The 15,148-nt window shown below is 70.8% G+C and carries 16 protein-coding genes; 4 read left to right on the forward strand and 12 right to left on the reverse strand.

Annotated features, from left to right (window positions below; genetic code table 11):
- Positions 1-6 precede the first annotated feature (6 nt).
- From ACWCRD_RS11490 to deoC, 5 genes are all read right to left on the reverse strand, one after another.
- Positions 7-258 (reverse strand): type II toxin-antitoxin system RelE family toxin, encoded by a 252-nt coding sequence (locus tag ACWCRD_RS11490; RefSeq protein WP_450965633.1) that lies wholly within the window; start codon positions 256-258, stop codon positions 7-9.
- Positions 259-507, reverse strand: coding sequence for a type II toxin-antitoxin system Phd/YefM family antitoxin (locus tag ACWCRD_RS11495; protein ID WP_208782558.1), 249 nt, complete (start codon positions 505-507; stop codon positions 259-261).
- A 128-nt stretch (positions 508-635) separates the two neighbouring features.
- Entirely contained in the window at positions 636-1,550 is a 915-nt protein-coding gene (locus ACWCRD_RS11500) for an aldehyde dehydrogenase family protein (protein WP_450965634.1), read from the reverse strand.
- Complete coding sequence (locus tag ACWCRD_RS11505; protein ID WP_450965635.1) at positions 1,543-2,979, reverse strand: aldehyde dehydrogenase family protein; 1,437 nt, start codon at positions 2,977-2,979, stop codon at positions 1,543-1,545. The genes ACWCRD_RS11500 and ACWCRD_RS11505 overlap by 8 nt, the downstream gene beginning before the upstream one ends.
- A gap of 5 nt (positions 2,980-2,984) precedes the next feature.
- Positions 2,985-3,947 carry a deoxyribose-phosphate aldolase gene (deoC, locus tag ACWCRD_RS11510; RefSeq protein WP_450965834.1) on the reverse strand — a complete coding sequence of 321 codons (963 nt, stop codon included), beginning with the start codon at positions 3,945-3,947 and terminating at the stop codon, positions 2,985-2,987.
- A gap of 113 nt (positions 3,948-4,060) precedes the next feature.
- Between deoC and ACWCRD_RS11515 the strand changes: the two genes are divergently transcribed.
- The gene (locus tag ACWCRD_RS11515) at positions 4,061-4,750 is read left to right on the forward strand and encodes a PH domain-containing protein (RefSeq protein ID WP_450965636.1); all 690 of its coding nucleotides are present in this window, start codon (positions 4,061-4,063) and stop codon (positions 4,748-4,750) included.
- Positions 4,751-4,875: 125 nt separating this feature from the next.
- Here the strand turns inward: ACWCRD_RS11515 and ACWCRD_RS11520 are convergent, their stop codons facing one another.
- The 4 genes from ACWCRD_RS11520 to ACWCRD_RS11535 all read right to left on the reverse strand — a co-directional run bounded on the left by ACWCRD_RS11520 (position 4,876) and on the right by ACWCRD_RS11535 (position 8,324).
- A complete protein-coding gene (locus tag ACWCRD_RS11520; protein WP_450965637.1) occupies positions 4,876-6,507 on the reverse strand; it encodes a phospho-sugar mutase in 1,632 nt (543 codons plus the stop codon).
- A 117-nt stretch (positions 6,508-6,624) separates the two neighbouring features.
- On the reverse strand, positions 6,625-7,449 hold the full coding sequence (locus ACWCRD_RS11525; RefSeq protein WP_450965638.1) for a purine-nucleoside phosphorylase: 825 nt from the start codon (positions 7,447-7,449) through the stop codon (positions 6,625-6,627).
- Between the two features lie 106 nt (positions 7,450-7,555).
- Positions 7,556-7,837 (reverse strand): type II toxin-antitoxin system RelE family toxin, encoded by a 282-nt coding sequence (locus ACWCRD_RS11530; RefSeq protein ID WP_450965639.1) that lies wholly within the window; start codon positions 7,835-7,837, stop codon positions 7,556-7,558.
- A 49-nt stretch (positions 7,838-7,886) separates the two neighbouring features.
- Positions 7,887-8,324: a gamma-glutamylcyclotransferase gene (locus tag ACWCRD_RS11535; protein WP_275775213.1), complete on the reverse strand. Its 438-nt coding sequence runs from the start codon at positions 8,322-8,324 to the stop codon at positions 7,887-7,889.
- A 106-nt stretch (positions 8,325-8,430) separates the two neighbouring features.
- On the opposite strand from ACWCRD_RS11535, the gene ACWCRD_RS11540 reads away from it, so the two are divergent.
- On the forward strand, positions 8,431-9,879 hold the full coding sequence (locus ACWCRD_RS11540) for an NAD(P)H-quinone dehydrogenase (RefSeq protein WP_115906258.1): 1,449 nt from the start codon (positions 8,431-8,433) through the stop codon (positions 9,877-9,879).
- A 166-nt stretch (positions 9,880-10,045) separates the two neighbouring features.
- Complete coding sequence (locus tag ACWCRD_RS11545) at positions 10,046-10,999, forward strand: DeoR/GlpR family DNA-binding transcription regulator (protein ID WP_450965640.1); 954 nt, start codon at positions 10,046-10,048, stop codon at positions 10,997-10,999.
- Positions 11,000-11,140: 141 nt separating this feature from the next.
- Here ACWCRD_RS11545 and ACWCRD_RS11550 read toward each other — a convergent pair whose 3' ends face one another.
- Together ACWCRD_RS11550 and ACWCRD_RS11555 are read right to left on the reverse strand one after the other, a co-directional pair.
- Positions 11,141-11,689 (reverse strand): TetR/AcrR family transcriptional regulator, encoded by a 549-nt coding sequence (locus ACWCRD_RS11550; RefSeq protein WP_450965835.1) that lies wholly within the window; start codon positions 11,687-11,689, stop codon positions 11,141-11,143.
- A gap of 196 nt (positions 11,690-11,885) precedes the next feature.
- Complete coding sequence (locus ACWCRD_RS11555; RefSeq protein WP_450965641.1) at positions 11,886-13,658, reverse strand: acetyl/propionyl/methylcrotonyl-CoA carboxylase subunit alpha; 1,773 nt, start codon at positions 13,656-13,658, stop codon at positions 11,886-11,888.
- Positions 13,659-14,042: 384 nt separating this feature from the next.
- Here ACWCRD_RS11555 and ACWCRD_RS11560 point away from each other — a divergent pair, with 384 nt between their 5' ends.
- The gene (locus ACWCRD_RS11560; RefSeq protein ID WP_450965642.1) at positions 14,043-14,546 is read left to right on the forward strand and encodes a hypothetical protein; all 504 of its coding nucleotides are present in this window, start codon (positions 14,043-14,045) and stop codon (positions 14,544-14,546) included.
- Here the strand turns inward: ACWCRD_RS11560 and ACWCRD_RS11565 are convergent.
- A complete protein-coding gene (locus ACWCRD_RS11565) occupies positions 14,515-15,135 on the reverse strand; it encodes a Maf family protein (protein WP_450965643.1) in 621 nt (206 codons plus the stop codon). The two genes, ACWCRD_RS11560 and ACWCRD_RS11565, sit on opposite strands and share 32 nt — an antisense overlap.
- Between the last annotated feature and the right edge of the window lie 13 nt (positions 15,136-15,148).

The raw sequence follows: 15,148 nt of genomic DNA on the forward strand, positions 1-15,148 counted from the left end.
TCTGAATCAGGCGGTTCGGCCGAGGTGGGTGACCAGGATGTGGATCACGTCGTTGTCGATGACGTACAGCACCCGGTAGTCCCCGACGTGCAGGCGTCGGAGGTCGGGTGATCCGTAGGGGACGGAGCCCGACGGGCGAGGCTGAGTGGCCAAGGCGTCCACGGCCGCGTAAACGGCGGACAGCCCGGCGGGATCCTCCTTGAGGAACCGCACGGCCGCGCTCGTGGCTCGAGGCTCCCAGATGATCTCGTAGGCCACTTACCGCAGCCCCAGCATCCGGCCGACTTCCTCATGCGGGATGCCCGGTTCAAGCGTTCCCTCTGCCTTGCGCCGCTGGTAGTCCGCGAACACCAGGGCGTCTTCGAGATCCTCTATCACCTGCGGCGATACGAGGAGAGCGGCCACGTGTCCGTGATCGGTGAGGGCGATGGTCTCGCGGCCGTGGGCGGCGCGCCGGACCAGGTCGCCGAGCTGGGAGCGGGCTGCGCTGATGGCGATCTCTACCATGCGCACATGGTGGCACATGATTACTCTAGTGTGCAATTGGTGTGACTATAGGCCTGCATGACTCGCCTCAGCAGGAAGAGCCGCGCCTCCCCCGGACGGAGGGGAGGCGCGGCTCGGTCGGGGAGGGCTCAGTACGCCGAGCCCGACGCGCCCAGCGACCCCGTCGGGTGCCAGACCGTCTTCGTCTCCAGGAACGCCGTCATGCGGTCGATGCCCGGGGTCGCCGACCAGTCGACCTCGTCCACAGGCTGTGGACGGAGCACCCGCTTCAGGTTGTCCGCCGCCGCGATCTCCAGCTCCTTCGCCAGTACGTCATCGGCGCCCGCGAGGTCGATCGCGTTGACGTCCTGGTGTGCGGCCAGCGGTGCCGCGATCTCCGCCGTACGGCCGGAGAGGACGTTGACGACGCCGCCGGGCAGGTCGGAGGTGGCCAGGACCTCGCCCAGGGACAGGGCGGGGAGCGGGGACCTCTCGGAGGCCACCACGACCGCCGTGTTGCCGGTCGCGATCACCGGGGCGATCACCGAGACCAGGCCGAGGAACGACGACTCCTGGGGCGCCAGGACCGCGACCACGCCCGTCGGCTCCGGAGAGGACAGGTTGAAGTAGGGGCCCGCGACCGGGTTTCCGCCGCCCACGACCTGGGCGATCTTGTCGGTCCAGCCCGCGTACCAGACCCAGCGGTCGATCGCCGCGTCGACGACCGCGGCCGCCTTGGACTTCGACAGGCCTTCCGAGTCGGCCACTTCGCGCACGAACTGCTCGCGGCGGCCCTCCAGCATCTCGGCGATGCGGTAGAGGATCTGGCCGCGGTTGTACGCCGTCGCGCCCGACCAGCCGCCGAACGCCTTGCGGGCGGCGACCACCGCGTCGCGGGCGTCCTTGCGGGACGAAAGGGGCACGTTCGCCAGCCAGTTGCCCTTTTTGTCCGTCACCTCGTACACCCGGCCGCTCTCGGAACGCGGGAACTTCCCGCCGACGTACAGCTTGTAGGTCTTGAAGACCGACAGACGCTGCTCGGTCTTCTCGTTCTTCTCAGACATCGAGGTACGCCTCCAGGCCGTGGCGGCCGCCCTCGCGGCCGAAGCCCGACTCCTTGTAGCCGCCGAACGGCGAGGTCGGGTCGAACTTGTTGAACGTGTTGGACCAGACGACGCCCGCACGGAGCTTGTTCGCGACGGCGAGGATCCGCGAACCCTTCTCCGTCCAGATGCCCGCCGACAGGCCGTACGGGGTGTTGTTGGCCTTGGCGACCGCCTCGTCCGGGGTGCGGAAGGTGAGGACCGACAGCACCGGGCCGAAGATCTCGTCGCGGGCGATCCGGTGCGCCTGGGTGACGTTCGTGAAGAGCGTCGGGGCGAACCAGTAGCCGGAGGACGGGATTTCGCAGGCCGGGGACCAGCGCTCGGCGCCCTCGGCCTCGCCCTGCTCGACGAGGGTGGTGATGCGGGAGAGCTGCTCCTCGGAGTTGATCGCGCCGATGTCCGTGTTCTTGTCCAGGGGGTCGCCGAGGCGCAGGGTGGTCAGGCGGCGCTTGAGCGAGTCCAGCAGCTCGTCCTGGATCGACTCCTGGACGAGGAGCCGGCTGCCCGCGCAGCAGACCTGGCCCTGGTTGAAGAAGATGCCGTTGACGATGCCCTCGACGGCCTGGTCGATGGGGGCGTCGTCGAAGACGATGTTGGCGCCCTTGCCGCCCAGTTCGAGGGTGAGCTTCTTGCGGGAGCCCGCCACCGTGCGGGCGATCTCCTTGCCGACCGCCGTCGAGCCGGTGAACGCGACCTTGTTGACGTCCGGGTGTGCGACGAGCGCGGCGCCCGTGTCGCCGTAGCCCGGAAGGATGTTGACGACACCCTTGGGGAGGCCGGCCTGGCGGCAGATGTCCGCGAAGAAGAGCGCGGACAGGGGGGTCGTCTCGGCGGGCTTGAGGACGACCGTGTTGCCGGTGGCGAGCGCCGGGGCGATCTTCCATGCCAGCATCAGGAGGGGGAAGTTCCAGGGGATGACCTGGCCCGCGACGCCCAGGGGGCGGGGAGCGGGGCCGAAGCCGGCGTGGTCGAGCTTGTCCGCCCAGCCCGCGTAGTAGAAGAAGTGCGCGGCGACCAGGGGCAGGTCGGCGTCGCGGGTCTCCTTGATCGGCTTGCCGTTGTCCAGCGTCTCCAGGACCGCCAGCTCACGGCTGCGCTCCTGGATGATCCGCGCGATGCGGAACAGGTACTTGGCGCGCTCGGAGCCGGGCAGCGCCGACCACTTCTCGAAGGCCCTGCGGGCGGCCTTCACCGCGCGGTCGACGTCCTCGGAACCGGCCTGGGCGACCTCCGACAGCACCTCCTCGGTGCTCGGGGAGACCGTCTTGAAGACCTTGCCGTCGGCGGCCTCCGTGAACTCGCCGTCGATGAACAGGCCGTAGGACGGCGCGATGTCGACGATCGAGCGGGACTCGGGTGCCGGGGCGTATTCGAATGCGGATGCCATGGTGATCAGTCCACCGTCACGTAGTCGGGGCCGGAGTAGCGGCCGGTGGCCAGCTTCTGACGCTGCATCAGCAGATCGTTCAGGAGCGAGGAGGCGCCGAAGCGGAACCAGTGGTTGTCCAGCCAGTCCTCGCCCGCGGTCTCGTTGACCAGGACGAGGAATTTCACGGCGTCCTTGGTCGTCCTGATGCCGCCGGCGGGCTTCACACCGACCTGGATCCCGGTCTGCGCGCGGAAGTCGCGCACGGCCTCCAGCATCAGCAGGGTGTTGGCGGGGGTGGCGTTGACCGCGACCTTGCCCGTGGACGTCTTGATGAAGTCCGCGCCCGCCAGCATGCCGAGCCAGCTCGCGCGGCGGATGTTGTCGTACGTCGACAGCTCACCCGTCTCGAAGATGACCTTGAGGCGGGCCGAGGCGCCGCAGGCCTCCCGCACGGCGACGATCTCGTCGTACACCTTCATGAAGTTGCCCGCGAGGAACGCCCCGCGGTCGATGACCATGTCGATCTCGTCGGCGCCCGCGGCGACGGCCTCGCGGACGTCGGCCAGCTTCACGGCGATCGGGGCGCGGCCCGCCGGGAAGGCGGTGGCGACCGAGGCGACCTTCACGGAGGAGCCGGCGACGGCCTCCTTCGCGGCGGGCACCATGTCGGGATAGACGCAGACGGCCGCGGTCGCGGGGGTCGTACGGTCCGTGGGATCGGGATGGACCGCCTTGGCGCCGAGCGCCCGGACCTTGCCCGGGGTGTCCGCGCCTTCCAGCGTCGTCAGGTCGACCATCGAGATGGCGAGGTCGATGGCGTACGCCTTCGCGGTCGTCTTGATGGAACGGGTGCCGAGCGAGGCGGCGCGCGCCTCCAGACCGACCGCGTCGACGCCGGGCAGCCCGTGAAGGAAGCGGCGCAGCGTGCTGTCGGACGCGGTGACGTCTTCGAGTGCGTGGGCTGCGTTGGGTGCAGTGGTGGGCATGGTCACCAGACGAGCATATCTACGCGCGTAGCGGCTGTACACCCCCGGCCGCTCATCAAGTGCGCAGGCACCGCGTACGGGCATCGTCGTGGCCGTCGGGCAGAATCGGCGGTATGACGACCCCGGACCACGAGTCACCAGCACCGCAGCCCCCTGCCCCCCAGTACAAGGACCGGGCCTACCGGTCGTCCGGGGGTCTCGCCGGCGGCGTCCTGCTGCTTGCCATCGCGGGCTGGCTGGGCATCGACGCGATCGTCTCCGGGCACGGCCGCACCCCGTGGCTGGCGCTTGCCACGCTGATCCTCGTCGTGCCGCTGATCCTGGCCTTCACGCTGCGCCCCGCCGTCCACGCCAACGCCGAGCGGCTGCGCATCCGCAACCCCTTCCGCATCGTCGTGGTGCCCTGGAGCGAGGTCGCCCTGCTGCGGTCCGGCTACTCCAACGAGGTCGTCGTGAAGTCCGGGAGCAAGTACCAGCTGTGGGCCGTCCCCGTCTCGCTGCGCGCCCGGAAGAGGGCGGCGCGACAGGAGGCCCGGGCCACGGTGGACGCGAGCGGCCGGGGCCGGCGGGGCCGTCTGGGCGGTGCCTTCGGAACCGGCGGACTCCCGGGCGGCACCGCTGTCCCGGAGGGACCCGTCCGCGCCGAGAGCGACAAGATCATGGACGATCTGCGCGAACTGCTCGAAACCCATGAGCGGACGGGGACGGCGCAGGGCGAGGTGACGGTGCGCTGGGCATACGAGATCGCGGGGCCCGCGCTGGCCGGCGCGGTACTGCTGGCGATCCTGGCGGCTACGGGCTGACCCGCGCCTGAGCCGCCGGGGGCACCGGCATCGCTCGGGCTGCTGTGGCACAACCCTCGAAGGGGCGCCCCGGGCCGATGGCCCAGGGCGCCCCTTCGAGGTGGCGCGGGTCCGAGCGGTGCCGCTCAGATGCCCGCCGCCGCCGACAGGTCCCGCTTGATCGCCGCGAGGAGGTCGTTCGCGGTGGCGTGGGCGGCCGGGAGGTCGGCGTGTGTGGGGGCGGGGACCACGACCTCCAGGTAGCACTTCAGCTTGGGCTCCGTGCCGCTCGGGCGGACGATGACGCGGGCGCCGTCGAGCGTGTAGCGCAGCCCGTCGGTGGGCGGCAGCTTCCCGGTGCCCCGGGTGAGGTCCTCGGCCCTGGTGATGGCGAGGCCGGCGAGCGCGGTCGGCGGCTGCTCCCGCAGCCGCCGCATGGCGCGCGCGATGACCGACAGGTCCTCCACCCGGACCGAGAGCTGGTCGGTGGCGTGCAGCCCGTGCTCCACGGCGAGGTCGTCGAGGAGGTCCGGCAGGGTCCGCCCCTCCTCCTTGAGCTCGGAGGCCAGCTCGGTGATCAGCAGCGCGGCGGTGATGCCGTCCTTGTCGCGCACCCCGTCCGGGTCCACGCAGTAGCCGAGGGCCTCCTCGTAGCCGTAGCGCAGTCCCTCGACGCGGGCGATCCACTTGAAGCCGGTGAGGGTCTCCTCGTACGGCAGACCCGCCTTCTCGGCGATACGGCCGAGCAGGGAGGAGGAGACGATCGACTCGGCGAAGGTGCCCCGGGCGCCGCGCCTGACCAGGTGGGCGGCGAGCAGCGCGCCCACCTCGTCACCGCGCAGCATCCGCCAGTCGCCGCCGTCCCGCACGGCCACCGCGCAGCGGTCGGCGTCGGGGTCGTTGGCGATGATCAGGTCGGGGTCGGTCGTGCGGGCCTGCGCGAAGGCGAGGTCCATGGCGCCGGGCTCTTCCGGGTTGGGGAAGGCCACGGTCGGGAAGTCCGGGTCAGGCTCGGCCTGTTCGGCCACCAGGACGGGCTCGGGAAAACCTGCCCGGGCGAACGCGGCGAGCAGGACGTCCTTGCCGACGCCGTGCATCGCGGTGTACACGGTGCGGGCGGTGCGCGCGGAACCGGCGGAGAGCACCGCCTCCGTACGCGCCAGATAGGAGTTCAGGACGCGGTCGTCGAGAATCTCCCAGCCGGCTTCCGGACGCGGCACGTCGTCCAGGGAGACGATCGCGTCGATCTCGGCGGCGATCTCCGCGTCGGCCGGCGGCACGATCTGCGAACCGTCCCCCAGATAGACCTTGTAGCCGTTGTCCCGGGGCGGATTGTGGCTGGCGGTGACCTCCACGCCCGCGACCGCGCCGAGGTGCCTTATCGCATAGGCGAGCACGGGCGTGGGCAGCGGGCGGGGGAGCACCGCGGCCCGGAAGCCCGCGCCCGTCATCACGGCCGCCGTGTCGCGCGCGAAGTCCGCGGACTTGTGCCGGGCGTCGTAGCCGATGACGACGAGCCCGCCGCGCTCCCCCTTGGCGTTGAGGTACGCGGCAAGACCGGCCGCGGCACGGATGACGACGGCCCGGTTCATCCGCATCGGCCCGGCACCCAGCTCACCGCGCAGACCCGCGGTGCCGAACTGGAGGGTGCCGCTGAAGCGCTCTTCGAGCTCCGCGACGTCACCGGCCTCGATGAGCTTGGCCAGCTCGTCGCGGGTCTCCGGGTCGGGGTCCTCGCCGAGCCAGGCGTTGGCGCGGGTCAGCAGTTCGTGGTGCACGTCCGGGTCAACCTCTCGTGTTCGTCAAAACCAGCCCCTTGGGGTCCCCCCACGCCCTTGAGGCAGTGGGGGAGTCTGAGGAGCGGGGGGTCCGGGGACCGGAGGCCCCTGCGTTGCCTACAGCCGTCCGAGGACCTGGGCCAGCAGCGATCCCATCCGCGTCGCGCTGTCCCGCCCCGCCTGCAGAACCTCCTCGTGGTTCAACGGCTCACCCGTCATCCCCGCGGCGAGGTTCGTCACCAGGGAGATACCCAGTACCTCCGCACCCGCCTCACGCGCCGCGATGGCTTCCAGCACCGTCGACATGCCCACCAGGTCCGCCCCGATCACCCGCGCCATCCGGATCTCGGCCGGCGTCTCGTAGTGCGGGCCGGGGAACTGGGCGTAGACGCCCTCCTCCAGGCTCGGGTCGATCTCCTTGCACAGGGCGCGCAGCCGCGGCGAGTACAGGTCGGTCAGGTCCACGAAGTTCGCGCCGACGATCGGCGACGTCGCCGTCAGGTTGATGTGGTCGCTGATCAGCACCGGCTGCCCCGGCCGCATGCCCTCGCGCAGCCCGCCGCAGCCGTTGGTCAGCACGATGGTCTTGCAGCCGGCGGCGACGGCGGTACGGACGCCGTGCGCGACGGCGGCGACCCCGCGGCCCTCGTAGTAGTGCGTACGGCCCAGGAACACCAGGGCCCGCTTCTCACCGATCTTGTACGAGCGGATCTTGCCGCCGTGCCCCTCCACCGCCGGCGGCGGGAAACCGGGCAGGTCGGTGACGAGGAGCTCGGCGTCGGGTGCGCCGAGGGCGTCCACGGCCGGTGCCCAGCCGGAGCCCATCACGAGGGCGACGTCGTGGGTCTCGGCACCGGTCAGTTCGCGCAGGCGCGCGGCGGCGGCGTCGGCGGCGGCGTGCGGGTCGCCCTGGATGTCGTCCGGAAGAAGAGATGCGTTCACGCGTCGAGAGTAGCCGCTCAACGCCTACGCGCGTAGATGGCAGAGCTCACGGGATGGCGATCGTTGTCTTGTCGTTTCCAACGAAGCCGCCGCGCGGGGTGGGCGGTCATGCGTCGGGGATGAGGACGTCCTTGTCGTTGAAGACCTCGACGATGAAGATCAGCAGGCGGCCGCGGCTCACCGTGTACTCCACCAGGACGTTCTGGGTGAGCCGGATCGTGCGGTCGTCCCCCGTGGAGCTTATGGGGCGGGACACATCGACGAAGGGGTCGCGGGCCAGCAGGGCTATGCCCTTGTCGAACGCGGTGCGCTGCCGGTCGTCGAGCCGGTCGCGGGCCGCGGCAGCCTGCACCGTGTAGTAGACGTCGTACGTGGTCGTGGGGGCCATGCGCTCTCCCCTTGGTGCGTCGATCCCCCCAGCTTAGAGGCGGGGACCCTCAGCAGGGACGCTTGCGTAGTTCCATCACGTAATCGTGTGGAGCTCCCGCGGATTCCGCCGCATCCGCGATCTCCCCGAGGTACCGCGCCGAGGGCAGACCGCCCTCGTACCCGTCCAGGACGTACGTCCACGCCGACTCCTCGCCCTCCAGCGTGTGCACCCGCACCCGCATCCGGCGGTAGACGCCCAGACCGACGCCCTCCCAGCGGTCCATGGACTCCTCGTCCGGCGGCGCGATGTCGTACAGCGCGACGAAGACCTGCGAGAACGGGTCCTCGACGATCGTCGCCAGGGCGCCCTCCCAGCCCATGTGCTCGCCCCCGAACGTCAGCCGCCAGCCGTTCAGCCAGCCCGTGGCGCGCATCGGCGAGTGCGGGGCGCGGCGGGTCATCAGCCGCGCGTCGAGGTTGCCGGCGTACGCGGCGTAGAGCGACATGGGTCGAGAGTACGGCAGCCGACCCACGCACCCCTGACGTATCAGCGGCCCCTTGCCAACCCATTGCCCCGCCCCCGGGCAGTGGCACCTTGAGCGGTGCGGGACAATGGGGTACGTGACTCGGATCGTGATCATCGGTGGCGGACCCGGCGGATACGAGGCGGCCCTGGTGGCCGCCCAGCTCGGCGCGGAGGTGACCGTCGTCGACTGCGACGGTCTGGGCGGGGCGTCGGTGCTGACCGACTGCGTACCGTCGAAGACCCTTATCGCTACGGCCGAGGTGATGACCACCTTCGACTCCTCGTACGAGGAGCTCGGCATCATCGTCGCCGACGACACCCCGCCGCTGGAGCAGGCGGCCCGGGTGGTCGGCGTGGACCTCGGCAAGGTGAACCGCCGTGTGAAGCGGCTCGCCCTGGCCCAGTCCCACGACATCACCGCCTCCGTCACCCGCGCCGGCGCCCGGGTCATGCGCGGCCGCGGCCGCCTGGAGGGCATGCAGGCCCTCGACGGCTCCCGCAAGGTGATCGTCTCCGCCGCCGACGGCACCGAGGAGACCCTCACCGCCGACGCCGTGCTGATCGCGACCGGCGGCCACCCGCGCGAGGTGCCCGATGCCCAGCCCGACGGCGAGCGCATCCTCAACTGGACGCAGGTGTACGACCTGAACGAGCTCCCCGAGGAGCTCATCGTGGTCGGTTCCGGTGTCACCGGCGCCGAGTTCGCCGGCGCCTACCAGGCCCTCGGCTCCAAGGTCACCCTCGTCTCCTCCCGGGACCGCGTGCTGCCCGGCGAGGACCCGGACGCCGCCGCCGTCCTCGAGGACGTCTTCCGCCGCCGCGGCATGAACGTCATGGCCCGCTCCCGCGCCGCCGCCGCCAAGCGGGTCGGCGACCGCGTCGAGGTCACCCTCTCCGACGGCCGTGTCATCACCGGCAGCCACTGCCTGATGGCGGTCGGCGCCATCCCCAACAGCGAGGGCATGGGTCTGGAGGAGGCAGGCGTCAAGCTGCGCGAGTCCGGTCACATCTGGACCGACAAGGTCTCCCGGACGACCGCTCCCGGTGTGTACGCCGCCGGAGACGTGACGGGCGTCTTCGCCCTCGCCTCCGTGGCCGCCATGCAGGGACGTATCGCCATGTACCACTTCCTCGGCGACGCGGTGGCCCCGCTGAACCTGAAGACCGTCTCGTCCAACGTCTTCACCGACCCGGAGATCGCGACCGTCGGCTACACACAGGCCGACGTCGACGCGGGCAAGATCGACGCCCGGGTGGTCAAACTCCCGCTCCTGCGCAACCCGCGCGCCAAGATGCAGGGCATCCGCGACGGCTTCGTGAAGCTTTTCTGCCGCCCGGGCACGGGCATCGTGGTCGGCGGTGTGGTCGTGTCCCCGCGCGCCTCGGAACTGATCCATCCGATCTCGATCGCCGTCGACAACAATCTGACGGTCGAACAGATCGCGAACGCGTTCACCGTGTACCCCTCCCTTTCGGGGTCGATCGCGGAGGTCGCGCGGCAGCTCCACACCCGCAAGACCGGCGGCGAGGTCTGACGGCCGAAACCGACTCCCCGCTGGTCACAGGGAGTTGTCGAGCATGCGTACGGCATAGGCGGGGCGGGTAGGCCCTATACCACTTCCCGCCCTCCTGTGCGAACAACTTCTGCTATTCGGCGCAAACAGCTGAAAGCAGACGGTCGCCCGCGTTACTGTCAGTTTCGTGTTCGCTGCAGAACGTCGCCAATTGATCCTCGAAATGGTGCGAGCGAACGGGGCCGTGTCGCTCCGTGAACTCGCCCGCGTCGTCCAGACCTCCGAAGTGACCGTACGGCGGGACGTGCGCGCACTGGAGGCAGAAGGACTCCTCGACCGCCGGCACGGCGGTGCGGTACTGCCGGGCGGGTTCACGCGGGAGTCCGGCTTTCCGCAGAAGTCACATCTCGCGACCGCCGAGAAGACGGCCATCGCCGACCTCGCCGCCAACTTCGTGGAAGAAGGCGAGGCCATCGTGGTCGGGGCGGGAACCACCACCCAGGAGCTGGCCCGCCGGCTCGCCCGGATCCCCGGGCTCACCGTCGTCACCAACTCCCTGCTGGTCGCCCAGGCGTTGGCCCATGCCAACCGCGTGGAGGTCGTGATGACCGGCGGCACCCTGCGCGGCTCCAACTACGCCCTCGTGGGCAGCGGCGCCGAGCAGTCCCTGCAGGGGCTCAGGGTGTCCCGTGCGTTCCTGTCCGGGAGCGGGCTCACCGCCGAGCGCGGGCTGTCCACGTCCAACATGCTGTCGGCGTCCGTGGACCGGGCGCTGGTGCAGGCGGCCGCGGAGGTCGTCGTGCTCGCCGATCACACCAAGCTCGGTACGGACACGATGTTCCAGACCGTGCCGACGGATGTGATCACCCGGCTGGTGACCGATGAGCCGCCGGTGCATGACGATCGGGCCGCGACCGAGTTGCAGGCGCTCGCCGATCAGGGCGTGCAGATCGCTGTGGCCGGGGCCTCGGGGAATTCGGGCGGTGATTCCGTCCCCCCGCGCCAGGCGCGCCGGGACGTGGCCCTGCCGGGGCCGCGGCGCGGGCAGCCGGGGGCCTCCGGCCTTCGGGCGGCGGCGATGCTTGACGGTTCCACCGGGGAGCGGGAGAGGGCCCGGGTTGCCGATTTGCGGCGGCGGTAGGGTTATTGCCTATTCGCCGTAGGGGTTTGTGTTGTTGCGCGAGTGCGGGCCGGTTGTGGCTTGTCGCGCCCACGCGGCGGAGCCGCAAATCGATACAGCCCCGCGCCCCTTAAGGGGCGCTCCCCTCAGGGCGGCTATAACTCAACCGGCCCTGAGGCCCCGCAAGGTGAGTGTCAGCAAGCGGTCTGCCAACTGGGGATCTGACGGGGATTCCTCTGCCGCCAGTGCGATGGCGTTGGTGAGTTGGAGGAGGTCGGTGATGGTGACGTCCTCGCGGACCTTGGCTGCTTGCTGCGCACGCTTCAGCAGGGCGGCGCCCGCCTCGTGCATCGGGGTGCTGCAGCTGGCCAGGGCCGAGGTGGCGTCGGAGGTCACGGACATCAGGGCCAGGGCCAGGCCGCGGTACTCGCCGGCGTGGGTGATGATCTCGCGCAGCCAGGTCACCAGGGCCGTGCACGGCTCGGGGGCGTTCAGGAGTTCGTGGGAGCGGTCCAGGAGGTCGCTCACCGCTTCCTCGAAGACGGCGCTCAACAAGGCGTGACGGTTGGGGAAGTGACGGTACAGGGTGCCGATGCCGACGCCCGCGCGCCGGGCCACGTCCTCCAGGGACGCGTCCGCGCCGTGCGCGGCGAAGGCGGCGCGGGCCTCGGTGAGCAGCCGTTCGTAGTTGCGGCGGGCGTCGGCACGCATGACGCGCGGGGGCGCCGGCGTCAGCTCTGTGCCGCCGTTCGCCGCGGTCCCCGCAGCCGTCGTGCCCACCATGCCTCCCACCTGCCCTCGCGCGCGCCCCGGTCTGCCTCCAGCATGCCATCGGAACGGGCGGAAACGAGGCGCCCGGCGGACTGAGTGCTTCAGTCCGCCGGGCGCCTCGGGATGTCGTGCCCGGTCAGTCCTTGATCTCGCAGATCGGTGCGCCGGAGCTGACGGACGCGCCGACGTCGGCGGACAGGCCCTTGATGGTGCCGGACTTGTGGGCGTTCAGCGGCTGTTCCATCTTCATCGCCTCCAGGACGACGACCAGGTCGCCCTCCTTGACCTCCTGGCCCTCCTCGACGGCGACCTTGACGATCGTGCCCTGCATCGGCGAGGCGAGCGTGTCGCCGGAGGCGACCGGGCCGGACTTCTTGGCGGCGCGGCGCTTCGGCTTGGCGCCGGCCGCGAGGCCGGTGCGGGCCAGGGACATGCCCAGCGAGGACGGCAGGGAGACCTCCAGGCGCTTGCCGCCGACCTCGACGACGATCGTCTCGCGGTCCGAGTCCTCCTCGGCCTCGGCCTCGGCCGGGGCGGCGAACGCGGGGATCTCGTTGACGAACTCGGTCTCGATCCAGCGGGTGTGGACCGTGAACGGCTCGGCGGAGCCGGTGAGTTCGGGGGCGAACGCCGGGTCCTTGACCACCGCACGGTGGAAGGGGATCGCCGTCGCCATGCCCTCGACCTGGAACTCCTCCAGGGCGCGGGCCGCGCGCTGCAGGGCCTGCTCACGGGTGGCGCCCGTGACGATCAGCTTGGCGAGCAGGGAGTCCCAGGCCGGGCCGATGACGCTGCCGGACTCGACGCCCGCGTCCAGCCGCACGCCCGGGCCGGACGGCGGGGCGAAGGTGGTGACGGTGCCGGGGGCCGGGAGGAAGTTGCGGCCCGGGTCCTCGCCGTTGATGCGGAACTCGAAGGAGTGCCCGCGCAGCTCGGGGTCGCCGTAGCCGAGTTCCTCGCCGTCGGCGATGCGGAACATCTCGCGGACCAGGTCGATGCCGGCGACCTCCTCGGTGACCGGGTGCTCGACCTGGAGGCGCGTGTTGACCTCGAGGAAGGAGATCGTCCCGTCGAGGCCGACGAGGAACTCCACGGTGCCCGCGCCGACGTAGCCGGCCTCCTTGAGGATGGCCTTGGAGGACGAGTACAGCTCGGCGACCTGAGCCTCGGACAGGAACGGCGCCGGGGCCTCCTCGACCAGCTTCTGGTGGCGGCGCTGCAGCGAGCAGTCACGGGTGGAGACGACGACCACGTTGCCGTGCTGGTCGGCCAGGCACTGGGTCTCCACGTGCCGCGGCTTGTCCAGGTAGCGCTCGACGAAGCACTCGCCGCGGCCGAAGGCGGCCACGGCCTCACGCACCGCGGAATCGTAGAGCTCGGGCACCTCTTCGAGGGTGCGGGCGACCTTCAGACCGCGGCCGCCACCACCGAAGGCGGCCTTGATGGCGATCGGCAGACCGTGCTCCTCGGCGAAGGCGACGACCTCCTCCGCACCCGAGACCGGGTCGGGGGTGCCGGCCACCAGGGGGGCGCCGGCGCGCTGGGCGATGTGCCGGGCGGCGACCTTGTCGCCGAGGTCGCGGATGGCCTGCGGGGGCGGGCCGATCCAGATCAGCCCGGCGTCCAGGACGGCCTGCGCGAAGTCGGCGTTCTCGGAGAGGAAGCCGTATCCGGGGTGGACGGCGTCCGCGCCGGACTCGCGCGCCGCGTTCAGGATCTTGTCGATCACCAGGTAACTGGTCGCCGGGGTGTCACCGCCCAGGGCGAACGCCTCGTCCGCGGCGCGGACATGCAGAGCGTCGCGGTCCGGGTCCGCGTAGACGGCCACGCTCGCGATCCCGGCATCCCGGCAGGCCCGGGCCACGCGGACAGCGATTTCGCCACGGTTGGCGATGAGCACCTTGCGCACGATTGAGGCTCCCTCCTTGAAACAAGCCGAGTTTAGGGACTGGCTACACGGCACTACGACCCGTCCCCAGTGGTGAGCTTGCCCACACGGAGCGTGATGCGAGGCTTGCTCGACCCGCGAAATCCCTTGTCGCACCTCGGTACGCAGGACTCCTCCCGGAAACCCTAGCTCTCCCATGTGGTCAAGGTCTCTGTGAGAGCGTGCTGCGGGCCACTCCGTTTCTTTGTGGAGTCCCTACGAATGGCCCAACGAATCTTTGCCGCCCGCAGAACCCTTGTCCCGAGGTTTACCCGTTAGTAGCGTTCGCGATGTCTCGTACGTACTCGAGGTAGCAGCAGCCTTGGCCGACCCCCTCGGGCGGCAGTCGAAAGTGGGTGGGGCCCGGTGGTGCGCAGACCGGTGGCGTGGGTCGTGGCGGTCGTGCTCTTCGTGGAGGCGTTCGGCATCGCGGCGCTGAACTGGTTCCTGGGGGTGGTCGTCGACCGGCAGGACATGTCGCTGGCCGGCCTCGACCCCGACATGATGTCGGCTTCCTCGAAGATCGGCGGTGTCGTCTTCGGCCTCTACTTCGCCCTGTGCGGCCTGGTCGCGCTCCTCGTGGCGATCCGCGACCGCCCGCCGGCCGGCTTCGGGCGCATCCTGCTGATCAGCGCCGCGGTCGTGCACGGGCTGCTGGGGGCCTTCGTATGGGGGCTGGTGGGCTGGACCGCGTTCCTGTTCATGGTGGTCGTGCTCGCCCTCATCGTGCTGCTCCTGATGACGTACGACCGTCCGGCCGAACCCACGGACGCGGTCCCGCCCGCGGCACCCGGCCCCGAGAGCGACGGCGGCAGCAAGGGCGAGGGGGGATCCCCCGTCAGCTCTCCGCCGGCGCCCACAACTCCGTGATGCCGACGCCCAGCTGGGCGAGGAGCCGGCGGACGAGGGGCAGGCTGATGCCGATCACATTGCCGTGGTCGCCGTCGATGCCCTCGATGAACGGCGCGCTGCGGCCGTCGAGCGTGAACGCCCCCGCGACATGGAGGGGTTCGCCGGAGGCGACGTAGGCGGCGATCTCCTCGTCGGAGGGGTCGCCGAAGCGGACGACGGTGGAGGCGGTGCCGGACGCGTACCGCTTGTTCGCCGTGTCCCAGACACAGTGCCCCGTCTGCAGGATGCCCGTGCGGCCGCGCATCGACTTCCAGCGGGCCGTGGCCTCCTCGGCGTCCGCGGGTTTGCCCAGGGCCTCGTCGTCCAGCTCCAGCACGGAGTCGCAGCCGATCACCAGGGCGCCGTGCGCCTCCGGCCTGGCGGCGACGACGGAGGCCTTGGCCTCCGCGAGGGCGAGGGCGAGTTCGGAGGGGGTGGGGGCGGTCACGGCGTCCTCGTCCACGCCGCTGACGATCACCTCCGGTGCGAGGCCTGCCTGGCGCAGGAGGTTCAGCCGGGCGGGGGACTGGGAGGCGAGGATGAGGCGGCGGCGGGGCGCATCTGTCATGCGGTCAGCGTAG

This window comes from Streptomyces sp. NPDC002092, from assembly GCF_053593775.1.

What these genes read in the sequence shown, in the direction of transcription:
- ACWCRD_RS11495 (WP_208782558.1), bottom strand. Translation starts at nt 507, where the DNA reads ATGGTAGAGATCGCCATCAGCGCAGCCCGCTCCCAGCTCGGCGACCTG.
- ACWCRD_RS11500 (WP_450965634.1), bottom strand. Translation starts at nt 1,550, where the DNA reads ATGTCTGAGAAGAACGAGAAGACCGAGCAGCGTCTGTCGGTCTTCAAG.
- ACWCRD_RS11505 (WP_450965635.1), bottom strand. Translation starts at nt 2,979, where the DNA reads ATGGCATCCGCATTCGAATACGCCCCGGCACCCGAGTCCCGCTCGATC.
- deoC (WP_450965834.1), bottom strand. Translation starts at nt 3,947, where the DNA reads ATGCCCACCACTGCACCCAACGCAGCCCACGCACTCGAAGACGTCACC.
- ACWCRD_RS11515 (WP_450965636.1), top strand. Translation starts at nt 4,061, where the DNA reads ATGACGACCCCGGACCACGAGTCACCAGCACCGCAGCCCCCTGCCCCC.
- ACWCRD_RS11530 (WP_450965639.1), bottom strand. Translation starts at nt 7,837, where the DNA reads ATGGCCCCCACGACCACGTACGACGTCTACTACACGGTGCAGGCTGCC.
- ACWCRD_RS11535 (WP_275775213.1), bottom strand. Translation starts at nt 8,324, where the DNA reads ATGTCGCTCTACGCCGCGTACGCCGGCAACCTCGACGCGCGGCTGATG.
- ACWCRD_RS11540 (WP_115906258.1), top strand. Translation starts at nt 8,431, where the DNA reads ATGGGGTACGTGACTCGGATCGTGATCATCGGTGGCGGACCCGGCGGA.
- ACWCRD_RS11550 (WP_450965835.1), bottom strand. Translation starts at nt 11,689, where the DNA reads ATGCGTGCCGACGCCCGCCGCAACTACGAACGGCTGCTCACCGAGGCC.
- ACWCRD_RS11565 (WP_450965643.1), bottom strand. Translation starts at nt 15,135, where the DNA reads ATGACAGATGCGCCCCGCCGCCGCCTCATCCTCGCCTCCCAGTCCCCC.